The following is a 25,174-nucleotide window of genomic DNA, read 5'->3' on the forward strand; positions in this document are numbered from 1 at the left end:
TTTTGAGGAAGTGATTTAACATGGAAGTTTTTGTACAGTATTTAAGAAGGTAAATTACGAGTTACTTGAAAAAATCATAGCATTTAATATTCAGGATAAAGCAGATTGTACAAGTTTTTGGCGGCAGTAGTGCGTGCCTGTCCCCACCTGTTTAGTTTTTAGAAAATTTTGACTACAAATGTTTGGTATTATATTATATTTATAAGTTTAATTGCTTTTTATATAAAAAGTACTGGCATTAAAATAAGCAATACGGATAATGTTGAGTAAATATTTCATTTTTCCTTATTAAAATCAGCTGGGGGAATAGTATGAAGATGAATATCCAAGTGAATGAAAAGAGAATCTATGGAAAAAGAAATCAAATGATTTATGGGCATTTCATCGAACATTTTCACAGGCAGATTTACGATGGTATTTACGATCCGGAGTCACCTTTGGCAGACGAAGATGGATTTCGTACGGATATCATGGAAGCGATGAAAAGAATTCAGATTCCTATACTAAGGTGGCCGGGTGGTTGTTTTGTATCCTCTTATCATTGGAAGGATGCAGTGGGTGATGAAAGAAAGCCTTTCTTTGATAAAGCATGGCGTGTCGAAGATCCCAATACATTTGGCACAGATGAATATATTAAAATGTGTAAAAAGATTGGCTGTGAACCTTATATTTGTACAAATGCAGGAACAGGAACAGCAGAAGAAATGAGTGATTGGGTTGAATACTGCAATTTAGAGAATGAAGGCCAGTATGCAAAATGGAGAATACAAAATGGTTATGTTGAGCCGTACAATGTGAAGTATTGGAGTATTGGTAACGAGAATTATGGTTTTTGGGAAATAGGAGCGAAATCAGCAGAAGAATGGGGACGTTTAGTCCGAGAAGCGGCAAAAATGATGAAGCATGTGGATCCACAAGCAGAACTTTCTGCTGCAGCACTTTCGGATGTAGATTGGAATGTTAATTTGCTGAAAAATTGCGGTGAGTTTTTAGATTGGATTTCTATTCATGAATATTGGGATATGGTTCCGGAGAAGAATGATTTAGCAACGTATGAACAATGTATGGCGTACACTGTACGTATTGATCATGCAGTAGATGAAATGAGAGGCCTTCTAAAGGCGATGAAATTAGATAAGAAAATAAAAATAGCCTTTGATGAATGGAACCTTAGAAGCTGGCATCATCCAAATGTACATACGATTAAACAAGGAATTGATAAAAAGGATTATCTAGATCCCCGAGATAAAAATGATGACAACAGCCAATATACGATGGCAGATGCCATTTTTACAGCAAGCTTCTTAAGTGCCATGAATCGGAATTGCGATATTGTAGGTATGGCTAATTTTGCACCTATCGTCAATACGAGAGGTTGCATTTACAGTTATTCGGAAGGAATTGTTCTCAGAAGTACCTACCATGTCTTTGATTTATATGTGAATTATCTTGGAGATACGATTATTGATATATGGTCTGAAGAGTTCCCTACCATGAAAGTGACGCATAAGAATGGAACGGAAATGGAGTTAGAGACCATTGACATACTTGCTACAAAATGGTCAGATAAACCAGGTCTCGCTTTATCCGTTATTAATAAACATCCGGTAGAAAGCCAAAAAATAAATCTTTCCATTTCGTGTGAGGGAAAAAAGGTAGATTTATATGGGATTAGTGGTGAAACCCCTGATTCCTACAACGATGTTAATAAAAATGAGGTAACTATTTTTAAAGAAGATCTTGGGGATTTTAAAAGTAATATGGAAATAGAAATAAAGCCTCATTCCGTTAATATCATACAAGTAATTTAAAGTCCGGTGTACAGATGATGAACAAGCAAATAGAAATAAAGGGCATGGAGTAATTCAAACTCCATGTCCTTATTTTAGGTGAAAAAATTATATTATGAGTTTGTCTACGTTTTACAAATTTGCCCCTACAAAACATCGATTAATTCCGTATACCTCTGATTCATCTCTGGATTAATAAAGGCTAAGGATTTTCCTACTTGATAAACTATATTACGAAATATATTACTAGAAAACGGTGGCCTTTTTTAATATCTTGATCACTTTACTATACTAGGCACCATCCTAACGTTTCCGCCAAGTTTTTTTTGAGATGACGACGGTGGTTCCTTGTATTGAAGGGTTTAAAAGGTTGAAATAGTAACCATATGAAAAGAGGGGCTCTAATAACTTGAGCCCCTCCATTTGATGTGTACTCCTATTAATTAATTACTCTTTTTACTACTAATCCAATTGAATCTAACAATAGTAACGCTCTTCCAGTAGTTTCTTATTATCTCACCAGTGTAGATTGAAAAACTTTAATTTTTGCTTCGGTTTGGTATTAGGAGTTCAGGTTTGCCCGCTTCTTCAGGTTTACCTGGAACTACAGGTGGATTAGGTTTGCCTGGTTGTTCTGGTTTACCTGGAACTACAGGTAGGCAAGGCTTGCCTGGTTGTTCAGGTTTACCCGGAGCTACAGGTGGACAAGGTTTGCCTGGTTCTTCAGGTTGAACCATTGATAAGCGTAATACCCCGAATCGAGACGTATTTTGGAAAGATTGTCCAGTTGGGTCATTCCAAATTGCTACGCTGTCTCTTGAACCATTACCATTAGCATCATCATTAACTTGGAAATCAAATCCAATAATCGTTCCTTCAGTTGGATCGATCTCTGTAAATTTAATTGCTGCTTCAACGATATAACCTTCGTCCGTTAGACGTGTTGCTGTTTCAAACGTACTTGCGCTTGCAAACCCATTGTAACTTTGTTCATTAGCAAAGTTTACACGGAATTGCCCATCATCCGATTGGTAGTATTCTGTTTTCGCATTGTTTTGATCAATGAATATTTCGACAGAATCCTGTTCCCAAACATTTCCGCTTGCTTTTGATAATAATGGGTCGCTGACTTCTGCAAATACGTATAAGTATTCTTCATCCCACAGTGTACGAACGGTAGCAGTCGCTCCATCTGAACCTTCGACCCATGTACCTGTGTAGATTTCAAGTGCATCTTGCCAAACGTCATCCAGTTCTGCATCAATAACCGGTGTACCATAGAATGCTTCTGTAACTTTTACTTCTGGAAGAAGGGTTAATTCTCCATAGTTTACATTCTCCTCTTGGCTGTGAGTTGGGTCATTCCAAGAAAGTAAGTTACCTGTCTCTGCATCCGTTATTCTTACGTCAAATGCAAGCTTGTCGTTTACTTCTAGTGAACCTTCTAACGCAACTGCTGCTTCAAGGAGATACCCACCATCAACTTCAACAACAGATTGTACAGCTGATTCTTCGCCACGAGTAAATGTCACATGAACATCATTAACAAATACCTCTACACTGTCATTTTCATTTACAGTTGCATCAGTAACTTCTGCTAATACGTATAAATGATTCTCATCCCATGTAGTACGGAAGGTTGCGGAAAATTCTTCCCCAGCACCAATTACTGTTGGAGATATTGTTTCCCATAATAAATCTACTTCTCCATTAATTATAGGAGTACCGTAGGTTGCATTCGCTTCTTTTGTTACAGCAGGTAAACGTGAAGGGTCAACAAGTGCCCAGAATGCTAACTTCGGCTGTAAATTTTGGTCAAACACAAATGGGGCATTTTGACGTGGAATCGGACGGTTCGTTAACCAAGTATGGTCATCTCCAATTCCCCAGAATGTTACATTACTTATGGAATCACTTAGTCTAACAAACTCATTAAAAAGCTCTTGATAGCGATACGCCTGTAATAAAAGTACTTCATCTGGAATGTCATCGAACGTTTCATATACAGTTGTGTTATCTGTATAAATACTCATATCTAGCTCTGTGATTTGAATATCAAATCCTTCATTGGCAAATAACTCGATTGACTCTGTTATTTGATTAATATGAGGATTACGGATATTAACATGGGTTTGGTGTCCAACACCATCAATCGGAACACCTTCTTCTGTTAATTCCATCACTAAATCAAAAAGAGCATCTCTCTTTGCTGGTTCGTGAGTATTGTAATCATTGATGTACAGCTTAGAATCATCGTTAAATTCATCTAATACGCTCTTAGCGGTATTAAAAGCTACTTTAACAAAGTCTTTTCCAGTTAATCTGTACCATTCACTATTGCGCATTCCATTTGGTCCATTTACATCAATTACTTCATTTACAACATCCCAAGAATCAACTACTCCAGGGTGATTTTCCATGACATGTCTCACTACTGTATCTACGTGTGTTTCAACGCGATCCAGAACAAGTTGTTTATTTTCTTCATTAGCTTCTAATGGAGTTCCATTTTCATCCTGGTGGAACCAACCGGGAGATTGACTATGCCAAAGGAGAGTGTGGTATCGCATGGTTTTTCCATTTTCCTTCGCATAATTCATCATTTCATCAAGACGCTCAAAATTAAATTCACCTTCCCTTGGTTGAATATACAACGGCTTCATTATATTTTCAGCAACAATACTATTGTAATGTTTGTCTAACATTTCACCATGTACGCCTCCCATTTGGTAAGGCTCAATGGCAGCACCGATTTGGAAATGCTCTGTAAAGAATTCACTTAATGAAGGGATTTCTTCATCAAAGTTCACAATTGCCCAATATGCAGGTTTTGCTTGTAAATGGTGATCGAATACAAATGGAGCATTCGTACGTCCTTCTACTGGGAAGTTATGAAGCCATGTATGATCATCGCCGATTCCCCAGAAAACAACACTGCTAATATAATCACTTAAACGTCTAAATTCACTAAATAAGTGGCCATAACGCTCTGCTTGAATTTCAAAGATTTCACTAGGAATATTATCAAAACCATCAAAGTTTTGATTGTTATTCGTGTAAATACTAACATCAAGCTCCGTAATTTCATTGTCTAAGCCAAGTTCACCGAACAATTCAATGGAATCCGTGATTTGTTGCATTGGTGGATTTTGAATATTAATATGTGTTTGGTGACCAATTCCATCGATACGAATCCCTTTATCGATCATCTCCACAACCATGTCATAAATAAGATCTCTCTTTGCAGGAATATGTGTCGTGTAGTCGTTATAATAAAGTTTTCCGTGTCCACCTTTTTCTTCTAATACTTCGGCAGTAACTTCAAATGCACGATGGATAAACTCTTTTCCAGTAATTAAGTAATATGGACTTCTGCGGAAACCATCCGCTTCTCCAGTAACGATTACTTCGTTTACAACGTCCCAAGAATCTACTCGATCATAGTAGCGTTCTACTACTGCACGTATATGTGTCTCCATACGGTCAAGAAGGAGTTTTTTATTTGCTTCCAGGTTATCTGGATCTGCAACTTGACCATTTACAACCATTGGATTTCCATTTACATCATTAAAGAACCAGCTTGGTGTTTGACTGTGCCATACTAACGTATGGAAACGGACATCCATTCCATTTTCTTCTGCAAATTCAATCATTGCATCTGCGTTAGTCCAATTGAAGTTTCCTTCTGTTGGCTGAATGCCATCTGGCTTCATAATGTTTTCAGCTACAAGCATGTTATAATGCTTTTTTAACATTTCTCCGTGCTGACCTAACATTTGGTTTGGTTCAATTGCTGCACCAATGTCAAAATACTCAGCATATACATCCTTTAACGGAGGGATATCTTCGATTTCTTTTGGTATTTGTACTTCCACTTTAAAATCATCGATGTAGAACGGAACGCCCGTCGTTTGATCTGGATCCCACGGCTCTTCAACGAAGAATTGTAAGCTAGTTACAGATGGAGGCAACGTATATGTCCCTTCTAACAATACCCACTCATCCGCAGTTACTGTTACAGGATTAACTACTGGAGGCCAGTAATTTGTTCCGTTTGCATTTGTCTCCGCGCGAGTCACTTGTAAGCGAGTTGGTGCTTCACCCTCTGCTAATTTTACCCAAAGACTGATATCATACGTATACCCTGCATACATGTTATCAAGCGCTTCAATTACTGCACTATGATTAGAGCCTAGTCGGTTAGAGATGAATAAACTGTAATCCCCGTTTTTTGCAACAGTATCTGTTACAGTCAACTCTACACTCCCTACATTAGGCTCCCATCCCTGTGTTGTACCATCTTCAAAGTCTGTAAATACAGGAATACGATGCTCTTCAGGGATATCTATGATATTGTCATCTTCTTCGCTTTCAGAAGGAGGTGAAATCATTTCTACTTTCACATAGTCTACATAAAAAGATTTTGTATCATTAGCTGTTTCTACATAAAGGTAAACTTGACTAATATTACTTTCAAATTTGAAAGTACCTTCAAGCTCAACCCAATCATTATCGGTATCAGATACTTGTTTCCCATCAATCCATGTAAAACCTTCGAGAACCATTAATTGCAATTGACTTTCTGCGGCTTCTTTTAGTTTTACATTTGCTGTAAACCTATACTCTGCACCTTTTTCTAAATCAGGTGTAAGGTCTACCCCCGCCCCACTCCAAGTTTCTTGACGGTCTGACACTAGTAAACTACGTCCGCCATTAGTAGAGCCTTCGTATTCTACGGATGATAGTACACTTGTTCCTCTAGGAGTCCACCCTTGTTCTCCAGCTTCAAAATTAAACTCTTTAACTACTTCAGGTTCAAACTCATCGTTAGCTGCTGTTGACGTACTCGTATGAAGTAATCCTGGTGGTAACACTAATAGCAAAACTAAAAATTGAATGATCAGACTTTTAAAGCGCTTTTTCCTCATGATAAACCTCCTATTTTTTTATAGTCGTTCTCTTCAAAAACTTTTTAATAGATTCCCTCCCATCTTTTCTTACAACACTTTAAAATTTATAAAGTATTTAGATAGAATCCTAACAAAAAAAAAAAGAGCCACAACCTTACAAACTCTACATTTTCAAAAATCATAAAAAAATAGTTCCTTTTACCTTAATATTAAGGTAGTTACTAGCCGAATTTTGTAATATATTGCGTACGGATTTCCTCGAAATATGGGAGGGAGCATGTGGGGACGATTTGAGACAGGTGAAAAAAAGGAGATTTCCTCTTTTTTTACCTGTCCGAATGGCAATAAAAGTGGAACTTCTAAAACGAAAGCATATTCAATTTTTCCAGATGCAAGTGGTCATTGGGCGGAAGATGCGATTAATTTGATCATAACGGTCTCTACTGAATAAACCATGACGGATCAAACATAGTCATGCTAGCAGATGGCGTTGTTGATAAAATACATATCATTAATGATAATGTGTCTATCCTCGTGAAATAAATAAAAGCCTGCTAGTTTGTACTACCAAGATATATGTAGTACTAACGTGCGCCGTCACTTCCCGTATTTCTCAGTGGAGGTGAGAAAACGGGTGGGGCGTAACACATGAGCCAATTAAAAAAAAAGAAAGAATCGAAATACTGATTTGTTCTTTTGTCATTACTATTATTCAATCCACTGTACTACTTCATCCATTTCCTTTCTAATTTTAGGGCGTGGTTCTTCTGCTCGATACCCAAAGGCTACCATGACAGAGACGGCTAAGTGTCCATCTTCCAGTAGGTTTTCCTCGTCAAGGATCTCCTGAACTTTATCAAATTGAAATCCTTCAATGGGACAAGAATCAATGCCAAGAAAAGCAGCGACGGTCATCATATTTGCTAGGGCGATATAGGTTTGTTTGCCGGCCCAATCTAACATGGTTCGGTCACTTTCTAGTAAGTGAAGGTCCTCTTCTTGAAACGATTTATATCGGGCTTTTATTTTTTCAAATAATTCCGGTGGGAAACCTTTTACATCCAGCATTTGATGTTTCACATAGTCGGAATCGTATTTGGTGTCTTTAATCGTTCGAGCGAGAATCACAACAAAATGACTGGCAGTGGACAATTGTCCTTGTGCACCCCAGGAGACTTCACGTAATTTCTCTCGTAACTCTTGATTTTCTACCACTAAAAACTTCCAAGGTTCATACCCCACTGAGCTTGGGGACAAACGTGCTGCTTCTAAGATAACATTAAAATCTTCTTCAGAAATTTTCTTCGTTGGATCAAATTTTTTGGTAGCATGCCTAAAGTGAAATGCATCTATAATGTCTTGTCTTTGAATTGATTTATGTATCATAGTAGAATAACACTCCTTTTGTCTTCATCATTTTGTGCATATTATTGTCCAATACTCGGACTTTTAGTACGTGTCTGTCACCGCCCGCATTTTGATAGATTTTGGCAATAGAATTAGTGGTTCATACCCGCAGTCATTGGATTGTAGGAATATTTAGATACCTAAAGAAAACACGGTATAATATATATTTCTTAGAGTTAAAAGTGTTTTCATTTTCCTATAAAATAATAGGTAAAGCTAGTAGAATGACTATTTTTAGGTAAGGAGACTGGATGATGGAAAAGACGAAACCGAACGAACCAATAGTGAAACACATATACACGGCGGATCCTTCAGCTCATGTTTTTGAAGGGAAGATTTACATTTACCCGTCCCACGATCTTGATCATGATGGTCCTTCTAATGATAATGGGGATCAATATGCAATGGAGGATTACCACGTTCTTTCCATGGACAATATGGATTCTCCTGTTGTGGACCATGGGGAAGTCCTTCACGTGAAGGATGTACCGTGGGCAACGAAACAAATGTGGGCGCCAGATGCAGCATTTAAAAATGAAACGTACTATTTATTTTTCCCGGCAAGGGATAAAGAGGGTATTTTTAGAATTGGTGTAGCAACAAGTTCCACTCCAGCTGGACCTTTTAAGGCGGAAGAGAACTACATTCCAGGGAGTTTCAGTATCGATCCGGCTGTATTAGTGGATGAAGATGGCCGAGCATATTGTTATTTTGGAGGTCTTTGGGGCGGCCAATTGGAGAAGTGGCAAACAGGGGAGTTCAAACCTGATGCAGAAGGACCTGCAGCGACAGCTCCTGCACTTGGACCAAGGGTAGCGGAAATGAATGAAGATATGCTTACCTTCAAAGGTGAAGTAAAGGAAATTTCCATTGTAGATGAAGAAGGTAACCCAATCGTTGCTGGTGACGAAGACCGAAGATTCTTTGAAGGACCTTGGATGCATAAATACAATGGTAAGTATTATCTATCCTATTCGACTGGTACGACACACAAGATCGTGTATGCAATAGGTGATAATCCACAGGGACCTTTCGTTTTTAAAGGAACAATCCTTAACCCTGTATCCGGATGGACAACGCACCATTCCATCGTGGAGTTTGAGGATAAATGGTATTTATTCTATCACGACTGCTCCTTATCTGGTGGTGTAAACCACAAGCGAAGTGTAAAATACGCGGAACTGAAATACAACGAAGACGGTACAATTCAAACAGTAATACCAAATAAATAGTATATATACTGTAAGACCGAGATCGAAAAGATATCTCGGTCTTATTTAAGATATATCGATCATCGGTATTGACAATCTTTTATTAAGCGCTTAAAGGTTAAAAATGAAAACGGTTCCTAAAATGGATTTGAAATTACTGGTAAGGAATTTTTGTAGAAAAATTTAATAATAGAGTCTGTTCAACAAACTATGTTTTAATATATTGATTATTTTCAAACGAAGTTGATTGAAGCGCAAGGCACGAGAACTGTCTCTTCCTCTGCCAGCTTTGCTCTGTAGCATTATGTGTCGAGACAAATCGATGTTTAATCGACGAAGTAACGCTCTTTCCTGCGGGAAAAGCAACGGCAGAAGACACCGCAGGACGGGTTTCCCGAGGAGGCTGTTTTGAACAGACTCTAATAGGGGTTGATTATCAAAACTAGAACATTATTAAGTATTGTAATTTCCACATTATTTTTCCCTATGGTTATTACCAGTTGAGTAAAACAGGAGGAATGAGAAGATGAGTAAAGGTGTATTAGGAACAAATGTTGTGGCACAAGTAGGAATTATCGTGAAGGATATTGAAAAAACGTCTCAAGCTTATGCGGATTTCTTTGGAGTAGAAAAGCCGCCGGCAAACCCAACAGATCCACTGGATAAGGCCCAAACAAACTATAAAGGGGACCCTACCGAAGCCCGTGCAAAACTAGCATTCTTTGATATGGGATCTTTACAGCTTGAATTGATTGAACCTGATGAACATCCTAGTACGTGGAGAGAATTCTTAGATACTCATGGGGAAGGGGTTCACCATATCGCCTTTGTAGTAAAAGATATGAAAGCTACCGTTGCTAAAATGGAATCTAGAAATATGCCTTTAGTTCAAAAAGGAGAATATACTGGCGGAAGATATGCTTATATGGATACCTTTAACGAACTGAAAGTGATTCTTGAATTGTTAGAAAATGATAACTAAGGAGGATACGTCCATTGAAATTTTTCATTACAGGAGCCAATCGTGGTCTTGGGCTTTCTTTAACAAAAATAAGTTTATTGAATGGTCATACAGTGTTTGCTGGGGTAAGAGGGACAGAGGAAGCCAAAATAAAAGAATTACTCGAGCTGAAAGAAACCTATAACGAGAATTTAGAAATTATTGAAATAGATGTCCAAAGTGAGGACTCAGTCCTTTCCGCTTTGGCTCAATTAAAGGGAAAAACGGACAGTATTGATGTTTTAATAAATAATGCGGCGATTTTAAATGAAAGAGGCAAATCGATTGAAGAATTGGATATGGAAGCATGCAGGCTTGCCTTTGATATCAACATCTTAGGACCTATCCGTGTCGTTAAGCATTTCCTTCCATTATTGGAAAAAGGAGCAAATCAATCGATACTTAATATTTCATCAGAAGCAGCTAGTTTAACCAATTCCTATAGCGGTGATTATGCCTATGGTATTTCAAAGGCTGCCTTAAATATGTTATCAGAAAAACTACATTGTTATTTACGGGATCAAGATATCCAAGTCTTATCGATTCATCCTGGGTGGATGAAAACGGATATGGGCGGTGAAAATGCTCCCCTTTATCCAATGGACACAGGAAAAGGAATCGTTGAATTAGCGGAGCGGAAGAAAAAAATAACGAGTCCTTACGTGTTTGTTGATTATAATGGTGACCCAATGAAAATATAACAGGAGGTACACTTTAAGTGCCTGTCACCCAATCATTCATGATCCTCGCTAAGTCTGCTCTGTGAGGATCATTCTCCTTTTATTGCTCGGCCTCTATTTTAAATATCCAATCCGTAATTAGTTCCGCTACTTCTTCAGAGACGAGTCCCCCTGGCATGCTGCCAACTCCTAGATAAGTAGCATCGATAAATTCTTGTCTAGTTAATCCTGTGTTTAGTAATCCTGGAGCAGATGCCCCTTGTAAATTGCCTCCATGACAACCGATACAAGCACGCTGATAGAGACCTTCTGCTACAACATTTGGATCATCGGAAGCCTCTGATGTTCCCCCTCCAGAACAAGCCCCCAGCAAAGCTATCCCCATCAAAAATGTAAATAGAACGATGACTCTTCGTTTGTATGTCATTGATTGCACTCCCTTTAAAAACTTATCTACTATTATTTTAATTTATTATCCGTTTTGATGATTAACGCAGTAGTGTATTTTTTATGACATCTAGAGAAGAGTCGTAGGAAGGGGTAGGGAAAGTTGTACCTGTCACCACCCAGTTTTTGTCGAAACTCAGGATGGCTTTTGGTTGTTAGGTCAATTTGTCTTACAAATTAAATTGTTTGAATTTTCGATATTTTAAATTGATAAAACATTTAATTTGTCATACAATTTAAATTATTAGAAAGTTAATCGTTTTAAAAGAAAGCTAGAAAGGGGGGAGTGCTATGCAAAAGGCAACAAAGAAGCTTAATGTAAAATCTGTGAAAAGGGATACATTATCTGATAAGGTAATTGATCAAATTATTCATTTACTTATTAGTGGTCAACTTAAGCCAGGAGATAAACTTCCGACAGAAATGGATTTGCTGAATATGTTTCAGGTAAGTAGACCAGTTTTACGTGAAGCTATTAGTTCACTAGAAACGATTGGAATAGTCCGGAGGAAAACCAGGGAAGGAACCTATTTTACAAATAAGATTTGGAGCAAGCCATTTGAAATTATGTTGTCTTTATCTGCAGGAAACATTCAATCCATTGCTGAAACACGAATGGCTCAAGAATTGGGGCTTGTCTCACTAGCAGCAGAGAAAATAACGGATAACGATTTGATGAAATTACGGGAGAATATGGAGTTAATGGAGAAACAGGAGGGAGATTACAGAGAAATAGATAAGGAATTTCATCGGATTATTGCTTATAGTGCCAGTAATTCCATTACGGAAGGAATCATTGACCCATTACTCCATATGTTTGATGAGATGTTTTCGATTATTCCGAGTGAGGATAAAGATAAAAGTTTTACCGTAAAACAACATAAAGAAATTTACAATGCACTAGAAAAAAGAGATCCAATAGAATCCCACCTATGTATGTATCGACATCTGGATCATGCTAGAAAAAGACTACTAGCAAGAGTCCAATGTTAAGAAATAAAAACAACCATAACGTTTGAAAGGGTGAAGTGAAATGTCAAGCGAAAGAAATGCTCCCACAGGTATATTAGGATTTCCCATTGTTCCCTTTAATGAAAGGGGAAACATTGATGAGAAAGGCTTAACAAAAAATATAGAATTTCTAGTAGAGAATGGTTTAGAGTCCATATTTATTGCCTGCGGTTCCGGTGAGTATCATGCCATTAGTACAAAGGAATATGAAGCGGTCGTTGAATTAGCAGTTTCTGTAGTAGATGGTAAGGTTCCAGTTTATACAGGAGTTGGTGGGAACTCAGTTGAAGCAATAGAGAAAGCTCAACTTTCAGAAAGGCTTGGTGCAGATGGCTATTTGATCTTACCTCCATATCTGATTGAAGGAGAGCAAGAAGGTCTTTATGAATACTATAAAGCTATTATTCAAAGCTCGGATCTAAATGCCATCTTATACCAAAGAGGAAATGCTGTCTTGCAGTTGGATGCATTGAAGAAGCTCGTTGAATTTCCTCAAGTGGTAGGGGTGAAAGATGGGGTAGGAAATATGGATTTAAACATTGAACTTACTCAAACGATTGGAGAGCGCCTTGGCTGGTTAAATGGCATGCCCATGGCGGAAGTCACTATGCCGGCGTACATACCATTAGGTTTTGATTCCTATTCATCTGCCATATCTAACTATATTCCTCACATCTCCAGAAAGTTCTATGATGCATTGTTAAATAATGACAAGCAATTAATAAAGGATCTCTATGAAGATGTTATTCTACCTATTAATCGTATTCGAAAGAAGAGAAAGGGGTACGCCGTTTCCTTAATTAAAGCTGGGATGAAAATTGTGGGACTACCAGTATCCACAGAGGTTAGACCTCCAATAGTTCCAGTTGAACAGGAGCACTATAAGGAGCTGGAAGGAATTCTGAAGAAGGCATTTGAGAAATATCCCACCGACCACAAAATCTCACTTTAAGGGCGGGGTCAAAAAGTGTTTTGCAATGGTGACATAGAAGTCTTCTAGATTTGTTTAGAGAGGAGGTTTTTTGTATGACATTAGATAAAGTAAAAAAAGAAATTCCCCTTTATATTAAAGTAAATGAAGAAGATAATGTGGCAACAATCGTTAATTCCGGTGGACTAAAGGAAGGAACTTTATTTAATTGTGGATTGGAATTACAGGAATTTATTCCTGAAGGTCATAAGGTTACGTTAACTGACTTGGAGCAGGGGGAAGCAATCATTCGTTATAGGGAAGTTATCGGTTATGCAGAGGTTCCTATAAAAAAAGGGAGCTGGGTAAGAGAAAACGATGTTAAATTACCGACGCCTCCACAATTAGATGAACTGCCCATTGCTACAAAGGTAAAGGAAGAGCTTCCACCTCTTGAAGGCTATACGTTTGAAGGCTATCGAAATGCAGATGGAAGTGCAGGCATTAAAAATATTTTAGGTATTACAACAAGCGTACAGTGTGTAGCCGGCGTTCTTGACTATACGGTGAGTAAAATCAAAAAGGAGCTTTTACCTAAATTTCCTAATGTCCATGATGTTGTTCCTTTGAATCATACTTATGGATGTGGCGTAGCGATACACGCGCCCGAATCAAAAATTCCTATTCGAACCCTGCAAAATATAGCTACACATCCCAATTTTGGCGGTCAAGTAATGGTTGTTGGATTAGGTTGTGAGAAACTGTTACCTGAACGTTTACTATCAGGGGATGATCCAGAAGCAAATATTCTTTCTCTGCAGGATCAACAGGGCTTCATGAAAATGGTGGATTCCATCATGAATATGGCGGAAGAACGTCTAAGAAAATTAAACGAGCGTAAAAGAGTTACTTGTCCTGTTTCAGATTTGGTAGTTGGTTTACAATGTGGGGGCAGCGATGCATTTTCTGGTGTCACGGCCAATCCTGCTGTCGGATATGCTGCTGATTTATTGGTACGGGCAGGAGCAACCGTCTTATTTTCAGAAGTAACGGAGGTTCGTGATGCTGTTCATTTGTTAACGCCACGGGCGATTAATGAAGATGTTGGGCGTGCATTGATCAATGAAATGAAATGGTATGATGATTATTTACAAAAGGGAGAGGCAGACCGGAGTGCAAACCCAACACCAGGAAATAAAAAAGGCGGACTAGTTAATGTAGTGGAAAAATCGCTTGGTTCCATTGTTAAATCAGGAAGCAGTCCGATTTCCGCTGTTTTGTCACCAGGAGAAAAGGTTAAGGAAAAAGGCCTAATATTTGCTGCCACTCCAGCAAGTGATTTTGTTTGCGGAACTTTACAATTAGCTGCAGGAATGCATCTACAAGTTTTTACTACAGGACGTGGAACACCATATAGTTTACAAGCGGCACCCGTAGTAAAGGTTTCCACCCGAAATTCCCTTAAGCATCAATGGAGTGATTTAATTGATATTAATGCAGGCCAAATAGCCACTGGTGAGGCTACTATAGAAGAAGTGGGATGGGAATTATTCCATTTCATTTTAGATGTTGCTAGTGGACGGAAGCAAACGTGGGCTGAGCACTGGGGGATTCATAATGATTTAACCCTGTTCAACCCTGCCCCAATAACGTAGGTACACTATCGCCTTTTCTTTGAGTAAAAAGGGGGAGGGGAAGTTTCACGAGTTTTGACACGCTTAATGCCCAAATCAACAGACAAATTTTATAGAGATGAAAAGAAAAGGGTAGACGGTCAAGAATTTCACTTGACTGTCTACCCTTTAGTTTTTGAGCTGCTTGGGGAAATTTAAAATTGTTTTCTATTGAATGAATTTCATAAATTTATGCCCTTATATACCAAGGGTTTTTAAGCATGAAAAAGGAGCACCTCCCTAAAGTGTCGCGTTACGGCTTGGATCACGACAAATTGCTCGGAGAAAAGAGATTCTTGTCTTCAGAAGCAAGATGTGAGGACAAGATTCGTAGGAAAAAGAAAATCCACAGAAGCCCGGAAGCGTTGGTGAACGTACCTGTCACACCCGAGATTCTTCTATTATGTAGAAGTTGCAGAACCTCTACCATAGTTCCATAGGATATAAGGAAGATCCATGTAAAAAATAATTTCCAAAATTACAATTTTCTTCATTATTTATCACCTTTGTTTTCACAATAATAATCCTTTGATAGCGACTGAGACCAAGTGAATAGAGCCGAATTCAAAGGGGAATATAAAGAAGGATTTACTTTCATTTTCAATGGACTATGAGTAAAATCTTACTCTATATTTTTTCAAAAGCGAGCAAGGTATCATAAAAAGAAAAGAGGAAAGTTGATGAAAAGGTATATTTCATTTTTTATAGCATTTTTTATCATTACTTTATCAGCTTGTGGAACAGAGGAGACGTTGGACAAAGGGGAAGTGTTAAATCGGGCTGTTGGGGCTGCCGAAACAGTAGAAAGTTATTCAGTCGATATGAACATGAATATAGAAATGATGGGGATGGAAAATCAGCTTGTAGTTACTGGAGATATAACACATAACCCGGACACTATGTATTTATTGATGAATATGGGAATGCCAGGAATGTCAATGGATTTTGAAGTTTACGCTCACGAAGAAGAAGCATATATGAGTATGTTCGGAGAATGGTTTGTAATGGACACAGAAGAGTTAGGAATGGAAGATTTTGACCAGCTTACGGAAGAACATATGGAGAAGTTCTTAAGATTTATTGATGACTTTGAAATGACGGAAGAGGGGGATAATTATGTCTTAGTCTTATCTGGTGAAGGTGATGAGTATAGCCCATTAATTGAAGATTTTGTTCAATCAGCTATGGGGGATTTTCAGCCAGATCAGGATTTGGAAGAAATGATGGATCTCATCCATGTAAATCATTTAGATTTAGAATTGCATATTGATAAAGAAACATTCTTCCAAACGGCACAAATAGTTAATGCAGATATTGAAATTGTTGAACAAGGAACAAACATACCAATGCTACTTGAAGGCCGGTTTGACATTTCAAATATAAATGAAATCGATCCTATTGAGATTCCTGGAGAAGTAAGGGAAAATGCAGTGGATGAATTTATGGATTTTGATCCAGGCTTTCCTAATGAGGAAATGAGCTTAGATGAAATTCAAGAACGAACAAGTTATCAAATACCAACAGTTACCGATCTTCCGGAAGGGTATACGTTAACGGAAAGCATGTATGAGGAAGCAATGGACATGGTTATGTTGAATTACGAAAAAGATATGGAAAACGGGTTTATGTTAACCATTACCCCGACTGAAAACGAGTACAACGATCTTTTTTTAGAAGAAATGCAAGACGAAGAAACGGTGGTTATTCAAGGAAATGACGGGGTTATTATAGATATGGATTTCTTTATTGTCTTAATGTGGGAACAAAATGATTTATTTATTGAATTAACCGGCGGCGGTCCGGATTTAACGAGGGATAAGCTTATCCAAATAGCTGAAAATATCAAGTTTGATTAACAAAGCCACAAGCCGGGGCCCCCGTTTGTACGAGATAAAGATTTGAAATAATATCAATTAACTTTAAAAGGTATAGGATGAGATCCTATGCCTTTTTTGAAGGGGGATAAGTGACTTATTATTTGACAGAGTGAGGCTAATATTAGTTAAATAAGTAGATAATACAAACGACCCAAATGATGTATGTGACGGAGTGTTTTTATGGATGATAGGCAGAAAAAGATTTTGCAGTTGTTTTTAATGGATCCTGATCGTAATTTATTGGTTCAAGAAATTGCTGATAGGATTGCGGTTTCTGAGAAGACGGTGCGAAATGATTTTAAGGAGATAGATCGGTGGTTAAGGGAGAATTCTACTGCGACTTTGGTACGTAAACGTAGTAAGGGTGTGTCCCTGGAGTTGACGGAGGACGAGCGGAAGCGGCTAATTAAGGCATTAAATATTGTAGATATGATCGAGGAGTCCTTTGAGGAAGACAGGTTGTTAGAGATTTTGAAATTTATTTTAAATAAAAATAAGACATTTACGATTCAAGAGCTGGCAGATCGCTACTATGTAAGTAAACAGGTGATTAAAAAGGATCTCTCGACGATTGAAGATTTCCTTCGTCTTTCTGATTTGAAGCTTACGACAAAGCAGAAAATCGGGATCATTGTGGAAGGGGAGGAGTTAAATCGTCGAAATGCCCTACTTCGATTTTTAGAGCTGTATGCACGGAAGAAGTCGGATAAGCAAACGATGATGAGCAGCTTGTTTGAGCCAAATGAATATGCTTTTGTGGAAAGGGAAGTAAGAAAGATCAATGAATTACTACCCATTCCGTTGGCTGATGAAGCTTTGACGAATGTTGTTGTTCATGTTCTCATTGCTGTTCAGCGAATGAAGTTAAAGAATCCGATTGAACTCTTTGATATGGAATTAGCTGAAATTAAAGGAAAAGAAGAATATCGTTTAGCGGAGGAATTGGCCAAAAAACTAGAGTCGTTTTTTAAATTGAAAATTCCTGAGAAGGAAGTTGTCTATATTTCTCTTAGAATATTAGGGGGAAAGCGGCAATCTCCTTATATTTCATCAACGGTTCCCATTCAAATGGAGGACAAGGTACAGGAGTTTATTACGAACTTAATCGATCGAGTAGGTGAGTTGTCTAATGTTTCCTTTGAAACGGACAAACAGCTAGTTAACGGATTGTCCATTCACTTGCACTCTACCTTTAACCGATTGCGATACGAACTTCCCATTGCCAACCCCATGGTGAGTGATATAAAAAAAATGTACCCGTATATGTTCGGTGTGATTTACTCTGTCATTATAGAGATGGATGACCCGATTTTTTCCGAAATGCCAGAAGATGAAATGGCCTACTTAACCCTTCACTTTCAATCGGCGTTGGAGCGTTTAAATAAATTAAAGGGTCAAAATAAACGGGCATTGATTGTCTGTTCCATGGGTATTGGTATGTCTCAATTGCTGCAGACGAAGTTAGAAAGGCGCTTTGACTCCCTTGAAATTAAGGGTTGCGTTTCGTTTTCGCAGTTAAAGAAGATGGAGGCGTTCGAAGGGATTGATTTTATTATTACGACGATTCCTGTGGATACGGAAATTCCGTCAATTGAGATTTCCCCCCTTATGTTTGATTATGAGCAACAGAAGATTGAGTATTTTATTAAAAAGCTAGACGGGGACAGCGGTCTTCTAAGTTTAAGAAAACTCGTAAAGGAAGAGTTTATCTATCTTCATGTCGAAGGGGAACACCGTTATGAAGTTATCGAGAAGGTTGCAACGGCATTATATGAGAGCGGAGTTGTGAAACAGGAGTATATTAAGAGTTGTCTTGACCGAGAGCGGACGTCATCAACGGCTATTGGCGGCGGTCTTGCCATCCCCCATGGCAATCCAAAGGAAATCATTACACCAGTTGTTGCCGTTGCGACACTAGAGAAGCCGATTGACTGGGGGAATGAAACAGTATCGATGATCTTCCTATTGGGGAATAAATTTGCCGAAAGTAAAACAACGAAGAAGCTGTTTCAGGATTTATCCAATTTAAGTGAGAATCCTCTCTTAGTGGAAAAGCTCACGAAACAAACGGATAAACGTTCGTTCCTTTCATTATTATAGGGATTGGCAGCATAGAGTCTGTTAGTAAAGGCTACGGAAAAAGGGTGAAAAACAACCTTTATTCCGTAGCCTCCTTGTTAGTTCCTTTTTTTGTATATTATTTTTTTACCGGAAGTAACGGTAAAATGTACTTCTTTATTGGGACCGTTTTCACGGTAAGATAGGACCATAAAGAAAACAGGGAGGACAACATCATGAAGAAAATACTAGCGATTACATCATGTCCTAATGGTATCGCTCACACGTATATGGCAGCCGAGAATTTGCAAAAAGCTGCAAAAAAGCTCGATGTCGAGATGAAAGTAGAGACACAAGGCTCCATTGGAGTGGAAAATGAGTTCACAGCTCAAGAAATAGAAGAAGCCGACGGAATTATCATCGCTGCCGATAAAGGGGTAGATAAATCTCGTTTTGCCAATAAAGTTTTGCTAGAAACGGGAGTGCAAGATGGTATTCGTAAACCGGAAGAACTGATTCAACAGATTCTAGACGGCAAGGTAAGTGTGTTCAAAGGGGAAATGAAATCCGTTGACGAACACAAAAAAGAAATGAAATCAAAGCAAAATCCGATTTACAAGCATTTAATGAATGGTGTTTCTTACATGATTCCATTCGTTGTTGTCGGTGGTTTGTTAATTGCCTTAGCGTTAGCTATTGGTGGTACGCCAACGGAATCGGGTCTTCAAATTGAAGAAGGTTCCATTTGGGAAACAATCTTAGACGTAGGTGCCGCTGCCTTTGGATTTATGGTACCAATTTTAGCTGGGTTCATTGCCATGAGTATTGCTGACCGTCCTGGTCTTGCTCCTGGTATGATCGGTGGTTTCATCGCAGCAAACGGTTCCTTTTACGGAAGTCCAGAAGCAGGTGCAGGTTTCTTAGGGGGAATTGCAGCAGGTTTCATCGCAGGTTACATTGCGAAGTGGATTAAGTCATGGAATGTTCCAAAAATGATTCAACCAATTATGCCAATCTTAGTTATTCCTTTACTTGCATCCATTGGAGTAGCTGTCATCTTCATCTTCGTTATTGGTGCTCCAATTGCAGGAATCTTTAACGGACTAACAACATGGTTAGCAGGAATGCAAGGAACAAGTGCGATAGTACTTGCGATTATCTTAGGGGCCATGATTGCCTTTGATATGGGTGGTCCAGTTAACAAAGTAGCCTTTATGTTTGGTGCAGCAATGGTGGCAGAAGGAAATATCGGAATTATGGGTCCAATCGCCGTAGCCATTTGCATCCCGCCACTAGGTATGGGACTAGCTACACTTTTAAATAAGCGAAAATACGAGAAGCCAGAACAAGAAGGCGGTAAAGCTGCCCTTGCCATGGGGATGGTTGGAATCACAGAAGGTGCGATCCCATTCGCAGCCAAAGACCCATTACGTGTTATTCCATCCTTAATGGTAGGTTCCATTGTCGGTGCCGTGATTGCGATGCTTGCAGGTGTTGGTAACAACGTTCCACACGGTGGCCCAGTAGTAGCAGCGTTCGGTGCAATCAATGGTGTCGTGATGTTCTTCGTTGCCATTATCATCGGTACACTTGTCACAGCCTTTATGGTGAATGCATTGAAGAAAAACGTAGCACAATAGGTTTGGAAGGAAGTGTATGGAACAATGAAATTAACAGACTTAACAAGTATCGGACTCATTGATACCGAGTTAAACGGTTCAACTCGTGATGAGATTATTGACGAACTGATCGAAAAATTAGATGCTGAAGGTGCCTTAAAGTCTAAGCGTAAATTCAAAAAAGCGATTTTAAAGCGTGAAAAAGAGGGATCAACAGGAATCGGCTTCTCTATCGCCATTCCTCACGGGAAGTCAAAAGCAGTGGAGTCACCAAAGGTCGCTTTTGGAATTAAGCGGGAAGGTGTGGATTGGAACAGCATGGATGGGGATCCAGCAAAGCTTGTTTTTATGATTGCTGTCCCTGAAGAAAGTGCCGGAAACGAACACCTAAAAATTCTGCAAATGCTATCTCGTAAGCTAATGGATGAAACATTTAGAGAGCAACTCGTGAATGTAGGATCCGCGGAAGAAGCATTAGGTTTATTAGGGGAGATTGAGTAAGTAAGGGAGGGGAAGAGCTAGTGTTTTGGCTCTTCTTCTTTTATTACTAGTCATCTGTTTTGGCAGGAGCTAGAATGGGGTTATTAATTAAGTTATTGGAGTGAAATGGATGAGTAAAGAGATTTTATTTTTAGAGCCGGTGTTTAAAGAGAGAATATGGGGAGGAGACTTATTAGCCAAATCTTTCGGGTACGACATTCCTTCGGCAAAAACAGGAGAATGTTGGGCCATTTCTGCACATGAACATGGTCAAAGTATCGTAAAAAACGGTTCTTATAAAGGGATTGCCCTCGGTGATTTATGGCATAACCATCGGGAGTTATTTGGAAAGGCAGAAGGGGATAAGTTTCCTATATTAACGAAAATATTAGATGCTACAGCAGATCTATCTGTTCAAGTACATCCCGATGATGCGTATGCCAATAAGTATGAGAATGGGGAATTCGGTAAGACCGAATGCTGGTATATTATCGATTGCAAAGAAGATGCGGAACTGATTTTAGGCCACCATGCGAAAACAAGGGAAGAGCTGGAGTCCATGCTGAAAAACGGAGAGTGGGACGCCTTTATCCGTAAGATTAATATTAAACCAGGTGATTTCATTTTTGTACCGAGTGGAACGGTCCATGCCATTTGTGAAGGTACGATGATTTTAGAAACGCAGCAAAGCTCCGATGTGACGTATCGAATCTATGACTATGACAGAACAGATGATACAGGAAATAAGCGGGAATTACATCTTGATAAATCCATAGATGTCATCACCGTTCCCCATGAAGATGTAGCCCTGCAATTTGAAACGGAAAAATATGGGGATCTAGCAGTGAAAAATCTAGTGAGCACAGAATTTTTTACCGTAGAAGAGTGGGTAATTGAAGGGAAAGGGACGAAAGAACACGGCGAAAACTTCCTCCTATTCAGTGTGATTGAAGGGGAAGCAACGCTGAACAACCAGGTCATTAAAAAGGGAGATCACTTTATGCTTCCAAGTGGGTATGGGGAGATGGAAGTAGATGGGAAGGCGAAACTGGTTGTTTCCTACGTTTAGCGGTGCCAGCGTCTGCGATTACCGTCGCCAAACATTCAAGGATGTAACACAGGTAGATTTTTTCATCACATCAATTTTGTTGAGGGTGCTGGTTGTTGAAGCTGGCATCTACATTTATACATAATGGGAGGTTATATGGAATGAGTAAATTTTTTGATGAAGTGAAGCAGCAGCCAGAAGCTATTCGTAAAACGATTGCCCTTAATAAGGAAAGTACATTAAAAGGGGAAAAGCCTTTATTATTTACTGGAATGGGGAGCTCCCTGGCTGCATCTGAGTTACTCGTTTCCTACTTGGGGTCTCACGGGATACGGGCAAGTGCTATTGATAACTCGGAACTTCTATATTATTATCCTGATACTTTTTTTCAAAAGCATGATGTGGTTGTAACTTCCCAGAGTGGGGAGAGTTATGAGGCAAAGGAGCTCGCTAAACGATATTCTGTGTCCGCGATCACGAATACACCTGGAAGTTCACTGGATAAGGAAAGTGTCCATGCTTATTACACCGATGCCGGGAAGGAAGAGGCAATCGCTTCCTCAAAGTCATTTACAACGACAGTGACACTAATGTTGCTGTTAGGATCAAAATTAGCTGGTAAAGATTTAACCTCAGATTTAGTAAAGACGGCAGAAGTCCTTGAGGAAAATCTGGCTAAAGCAGACGATATTCAACAACTCATTGGAAGTTTTATAGATCCAACTCGCCCACTTATGCTACTTGGCCGTGGTCCAAGTGTGACTACCACACGCCAAGGATCCTTAACCTTAAAAGAAACGGCTCGAATCTATGCAGAGGGGATGTCTGCACCTTTATTCCGTCATGGTCCATTTGAACTTCTAGAAGAAAACCTACAGGCCATTTTCTTTAACCCAAAAGGTGTGACTTATGAACGGAATAAAGACTATGTATTTGAACTTGTCCAACGAGGAGCAAAAGTGCTATATGTAGCTGATGAGCCCCTTGAACACGAGAACATTCAATCGGTTGTTATGGATTCAGTAAATGAGTACTGCAGTGTCATCCCTTATTCCTTTGTTATTCAAATGGCTGCCGTTATCTTGTCTGAACAGCGAGGTTTGACCGCCGGTGAAGCAAAAGTGATTACTAAAATTACTGGGAAAGAGTAGTTTTGGAGCCTTATAAGGAATTAATAGTTTCAATAGATTATAAACACATACTGTAGCAAATAAGTGATCCGAACCCATGCGAGCTAACCAGCATGGGTTCAATTAGGTAAAGCAAGGGAATCTTTAATGGCTGGATTTTTTGAGAAGTAGGTTTTCTATTATCCTTCGTTCTTATATACTAGTAACTATTAAATATTAGGGTGGTGAAAGGATGGGTGTAATTAAACAAAGGGAAAAAGTGAATAAGTTGTTTGAGATTAATCATTTATTGACGAAGTCTTTGGATATTGGTGTTGTTCTGCGAACATTAGTGGAAGAAGCTAGGAATTTATTAGAGGTGTCAGATACTGTAATCCTTTATTTATTTCACCCAGATGAAAAGGTTCTACGGGTGGCAGAAGGTGTTGGTATTAATATAGAAGTGATGCGTCAGATTGCCTTTGTCCCTGGGGAGTCGTTAACAGGGAAAACGTATGCGGACCGGAAATCTTATTTGTTTGCGGAGGAGGATACCTTAAAGGAAAACATGTCCAACATGTCTCCTGAAAATTACTCTTTCTATTATGAAGGGGTTTATCGTAGGGAAATCAAGAGTGCTTTATCAGTGCCGTTAATGTATCAGGATGAGTGTTTAGGTGTATTGATTGTAGATAATTTCGAAAACGATGGCCAGTTTACGGATGATGATATACGGGTTATTGAAGTGATTGCAAACCAAAGTGCCATTGCCATTGTCCATTCTAATTTGTTTGAAGATTTGAAAAAGAAGAATAACGAATTAAAGAATTCTATAGATATCCATAAAAAATTTACAAAGGCGATTCTAGAAGGTGGTGGTATTGATACGATTCTATCATTATTAAGTAGAATTCTTGGGGTGAATGTAGAGTTCCACTATGAAAGCCAGCAGTCTTATCTTTCTGAGGGGTTTCCCATTATTCGAGGGAGAGAGACGCTGGGGTATATTTATATGGACAAGGATATAAATGAATTATTTCCTTTAGAAGTGGTGGCTGTGGAGCATGCAGCAACTGCCTTAGCCCTTGAGCTAGTGAAAATAAATGCTCTATATGAAAAGGAGCTACATTTTCGGGAAGAAGTTTTTCAGCAAATGATCGAAGGAATTCCCCACAGTGATTTGAAACGGATTCAAAATTATGTGAACTGGAATGTGGATTCGGAAGTGGTTTGCATGGTGATTGAAGAGAAGCAAAGCCAGCTGTGGAAAGGGGAATCGTTATTAGATAAGGAAAGGTTCATTCGTTCCTTAGAAACTATTTGCCAAAGTGTGAGCGAATCTACCTTTGTTTTGTCCAGAACCTATCAAGCTATCCTCATCATACCTGAAGCCAACGATCAGGTCGTCAATGCCATTGTCCAGAAAATAACTCATCAATGGGAGCGAGAGAAGGATCTTGTATTTGGAGTTGGAAGAAAGGTGTCCATCGGGAAACTGGGGAATGCTTACCGGGAAGCGTTAGATGCCATTCGTTATGGGAAATCTACTGGAGAAAGCTACGTCAACTACTCCCATCTTGGGGTGGAACGATTATTACAACATGTGGACCCAACTACCCTTAGCTTATTTATCGACGATAAAATAGGTCCCCTTCTCACCATGGAACCAATTTACTTAGAAACTCTCGGGATGTTGATTCTTTCTAATAAAAATCATAAGAGGACAGCGGAACAACTGCATATTCACCCTAACACCCTTTACCAACGTATTAAAAAGATGGAAAAGGAGATGAATATCTCCTTTGATCGTGATGTAGATTGGTTGAATTTAGTTGTTGCCTACAATTTACATGTGGCAAGTCACAATGGGTAGAGCTTAACATTGTGACCTTCCACATTTCTTTTTATTTATCTGAATATTATAATTCTTCCTAAGATACTTGA

Annotated in this window: 15 protein-coding genes and 1 pseudogene; 13 read left to right on the forward strand and 3 right to left on the reverse strand. The window is 38.9% G+C overall.

All coding sequences use genetic code 11. From position 1 onward, the window contains the following. Positions 1–311 precede the first annotated feature (311 nt). A complete protein-coding gene (locus J2S74_RS01650) occupies positions 312–1,811 on the forward strand; it encodes an alpha-L-arabinofuranosidase family protein (RefSeq protein ID WP_307320991.1) in 1,500 nt (499 codons plus the stop codon). A 518-nt stretch (positions 1,812–2,329) separates the two neighbouring features. Here the strand turns inward: J2S74_RS01650 and J2S74_RS01655 are convergent. Then, positions 2,330–6,718, reverse strand: a complete 4,389-nt coding sequence (locus J2S74_RS01655; protein ID WP_307320994.1) for an endo-1,4-beta-xylanase — start codon at positions 6,716–6,718, stop codon at positions 2,330–2,332. Positions 6,719–7,408: 690 nt separating this feature from the next. Next, positions 7,409–8,086 (reverse strand): NAD(P)H-dependent oxidoreductase, encoded by a 678-nt coding sequence (locus J2S74_RS01660; RefSeq protein WP_307320997.1) that lies wholly within the window; start codon positions 8,084–8,086, stop codon positions 7,409–7,411. A gap of 275 nt (positions 8,087–8,361) precedes the next feature. Here J2S74_RS01660 and J2S74_RS01665 point away from each other — a divergent pair, with 275 nt between their 5' ends. From J2S74_RS01665 to J2S74_RS01675, 3 genes are all read left to right on the forward strand, one after another. Continuing rightward, positions 8,362–9,339, forward strand: coding sequence for a glycoside hydrolase family 43 protein (locus J2S74_RS01665; protein ID WP_370875919.1), 978 nt, complete (start codon positions 8,362–8,364; stop codon positions 9,337–9,339). 505 nt (positions 9,340–9,844) lie between these two features. Beyond that, positions 9,845–10,300 (forward strand): VOC family protein, encoded by a 456-nt coding sequence (locus J2S74_RS01670; RefSeq protein WP_307321003.1) that lies wholly within the window; start codon positions 9,845–9,847, stop codon positions 10,298–10,300. A 14-nt stretch (positions 10,301–10,314) separates the two neighbouring features. Further along, positions 10,315–11,019: an SDR family oxidoreductase gene (locus J2S74_RS01675; RefSeq protein ID WP_307321004.1), complete on the forward strand. Its 705-nt coding sequence runs from the start codon at positions 10,315–10,317 to the stop codon at positions 11,017–11,019. A 79-nt stretch (positions 11,020–11,098) separates the two neighbouring features. On the opposite strand, the gene J2S74_RS01680 is transcribed toward J2S74_RS01675, so the two are convergent. Then, positions 11,099–11,425 (reverse strand): c-type cytochrome, encoded by a 327-nt coding sequence (locus J2S74_RS01680; protein WP_307321005.1) that lies wholly within the window; start codon positions 11,423–11,425, stop codon positions 11,099–11,101. Positions 11,426–11,736: 311 nt separating this feature from the next. On the opposite strand from J2S74_RS01680, the gene J2S74_RS01685 reads away from it, so the two are divergent. The 9 genes and pseudogenes from J2S74_RS01685 (at position 11,737) to J2S74_RS01725 (ending at position 25,103) form a co-directional block, all read left to right on the forward strand. Then, positions 11,737–12,438 (forward strand): FadR/GntR family transcriptional regulator, encoded by a 702-nt coding sequence (locus J2S74_RS01685; RefSeq protein WP_307321007.1) that lies wholly within the window; start codon positions 11,737–11,739, stop codon positions 12,436–12,438. Positions 12,439–12,478: 40 nt separating this feature from the next. After that, complete coding sequence (gene kdgD, locus J2S74_RS01690) at positions 12,479–13,408, forward strand: 5-dehydro-4-deoxyglucarate dehydratase (protein WP_307321009.1); 930 nt, start codon at positions 12,479–12,481, stop codon at positions 13,406–13,408. Between the two features lie 74 nt (positions 13,409–13,482). Continuing rightward, entirely contained in the window at positions 13,483–15,021 is a 1,539-nt protein-coding gene (gene garD / locus J2S74_RS01695; RefSeq protein ID WP_307321011.1) for a galactarate dehydratase, read from the forward strand. A 698-nt stretch (positions 15,022–15,719) separates the two neighbouring features. Then, positions 15,720–16,895 (forward strand): DUF4367 domain-containing protein, encoded by a 1,176-nt coding sequence (locus J2S74_RS01700; protein WP_307321014.1) that lies wholly within the window; start codon positions 15,720–15,722, stop codon positions 16,893–16,895. Between the two features lie 201 nt (positions 16,896–17,096). Then, positions 17,097–19,016 (forward strand): BglG family transcription antiterminator, encoded by a 1,920-nt coding sequence (locus tag J2S74_RS01705; protein ID WP_307321016.1) that lies wholly within the window; start codon positions 17,097–17,099, stop codon positions 19,014–19,016. 194 nt (positions 19,017–19,210) lie between these two features. Then, a pseudogene (locus J2S74_RS01710) lies at positions 19,211–21,094 on the forward strand (fructose-specific PTS transporter subunit EIIC). 109 nt (positions 21,095–21,203) lie between these two features. Continuing rightward, positions 21,204–22,142, forward strand: a complete 939-nt coding sequence (gene manA, locus J2S74_RS01715) for a mannose-6-phosphate isomerase, class I (RefSeq protein ID WP_307321017.1) — start codon at positions 21,204–21,206, stop codon at positions 22,140–22,142. Between the two features lie 140 nt (positions 22,143–22,282). Beyond that, positions 22,283–23,272, forward strand: coding sequence for an SIS domain-containing protein (locus tag J2S74_RS01720; protein WP_307321020.1), 990 nt, complete (start codon positions 22,283–22,285; stop codon positions 23,270–23,272). Positions 23,273–23,483: 211 nt separating this feature from the next. Further along, positions 23,484–25,103: a helix-turn-helix domain-containing protein gene (locus J2S74_RS01725; RefSeq protein ID WP_307321022.1), complete on the forward strand. Its 1,620-nt coding sequence runs from the start codon at positions 23,484–23,486 to the stop codon at positions 25,101–25,103. Positions 25,104–25,174: the final 71 nt, after the last annotated feature.

The sequence above is a fragment of the Evansella vedderi genome (assembly GCF_030813435.1).
Classification (GTDB): domain Bacteria; phylum Bacillota; class Bacilli; order Bacillales; family Salisediminibacteriaceae; genus Evansella; species Evansella vedderi.

What these genes read in the sequence shown, in the direction of transcription:
- J2S74_RS01670 (WP_307321003.1), top strand. Translation starts at nt 9,845, where the DNA reads ATGAGTAAAGGTGTATTAGGAACAAATGTTGTGGCACAAGTAGGAATT.
- J2S74_RS01705 (WP_307321016.1), top strand. Translation starts at nt 17,097, where the DNA reads ATGGATGATAGGCAGAAAAAGATTTTGCAGTTGTTTTTAATGGATCCT.
- J2S74_RS01665 (WP_370875919.1), top strand. Translation starts at nt 8,362, where the DNA reads ATGGAAAAGACGAAACCGAACGAACCAATAGTGAAACACATATACACG.
- J2S74_RS01655 (WP_307320994.1), bottom strand. Translation starts at nt 6,718, where the DNA reads ATGAGGAAAAAGCGCTTTAAAAGTCTGATCATTCAATTTTTAGTTTTG.
- J2S74_RS01700 (WP_307321014.1), top strand. Translation starts at nt 15,720, where the DNA reads ATGAAAAGGTATATTTCATTTTTTATAGCATTTTTTATCATTACTTTA.
- J2S74_RS01685 (WP_307321007.1), top strand. Translation starts at nt 11,737, where the DNA reads ATGCAAAAGGCAACAAAGAAGCTTAATGTAAAATCTGTGAAAAGGGAT.
- J2S74_RS01680 (WP_307321005.1), bottom strand. Translation starts at nt 11,425, where the DNA reads ATGACATACAAACGAAGAGTCATCGTTCTATTTACATTTTTGATGGGG.
- J2S74_RS01660 (WP_307320997.1), bottom strand. Translation starts at nt 8,086, where the DNA reads ATGATACATAAATCAATTCAAAGACAAGACATTATAGATGCATTTCAC.
- kdgD (WP_307321009.1), top strand. Translation starts at nt 12,479, where the DNA reads ATGTCAAGCGAAAGAAATGCTCCCACAGGTATATTAGGATTTCCCATT.
- J2S74_RS01720 (WP_307321020.1), top strand. Translation starts at nt 22,283, where the DNA reads ATGAGTAAATTTTTTGATGAAGTGAAGCAGCAGCCAGAAGCTATTCGT.
- J2S74_RS01725 (WP_307321022.1), top strand. Translation starts at nt 23,484, where the DNA reads ATGGGTGTAATTAAACAAAGGGAAAAAGTGAATAAGTTGTTTGAGATT.
- J2S74_RS01650 (WP_307320991.1), top strand. Translation starts at nt 312, where the DNA reads ATGAAGATGAATATCCAAGTGAATGAAAAGAGAATCTATGGAAAAAGA.
- garD (WP_307321011.1), top strand. Translation starts at nt 13,483, where the DNA reads ATGACATTAGATAAAGTAAAAAAAGAAATTCCCCTTTATATTAAAGTA.
- manA (WP_307321017.1), top strand. Translation starts at nt 21,204, where the DNA reads ATGAGTAAAGAGATTTTATTTTTAGAGCCGGTGTTTAAAGAGAGAATA.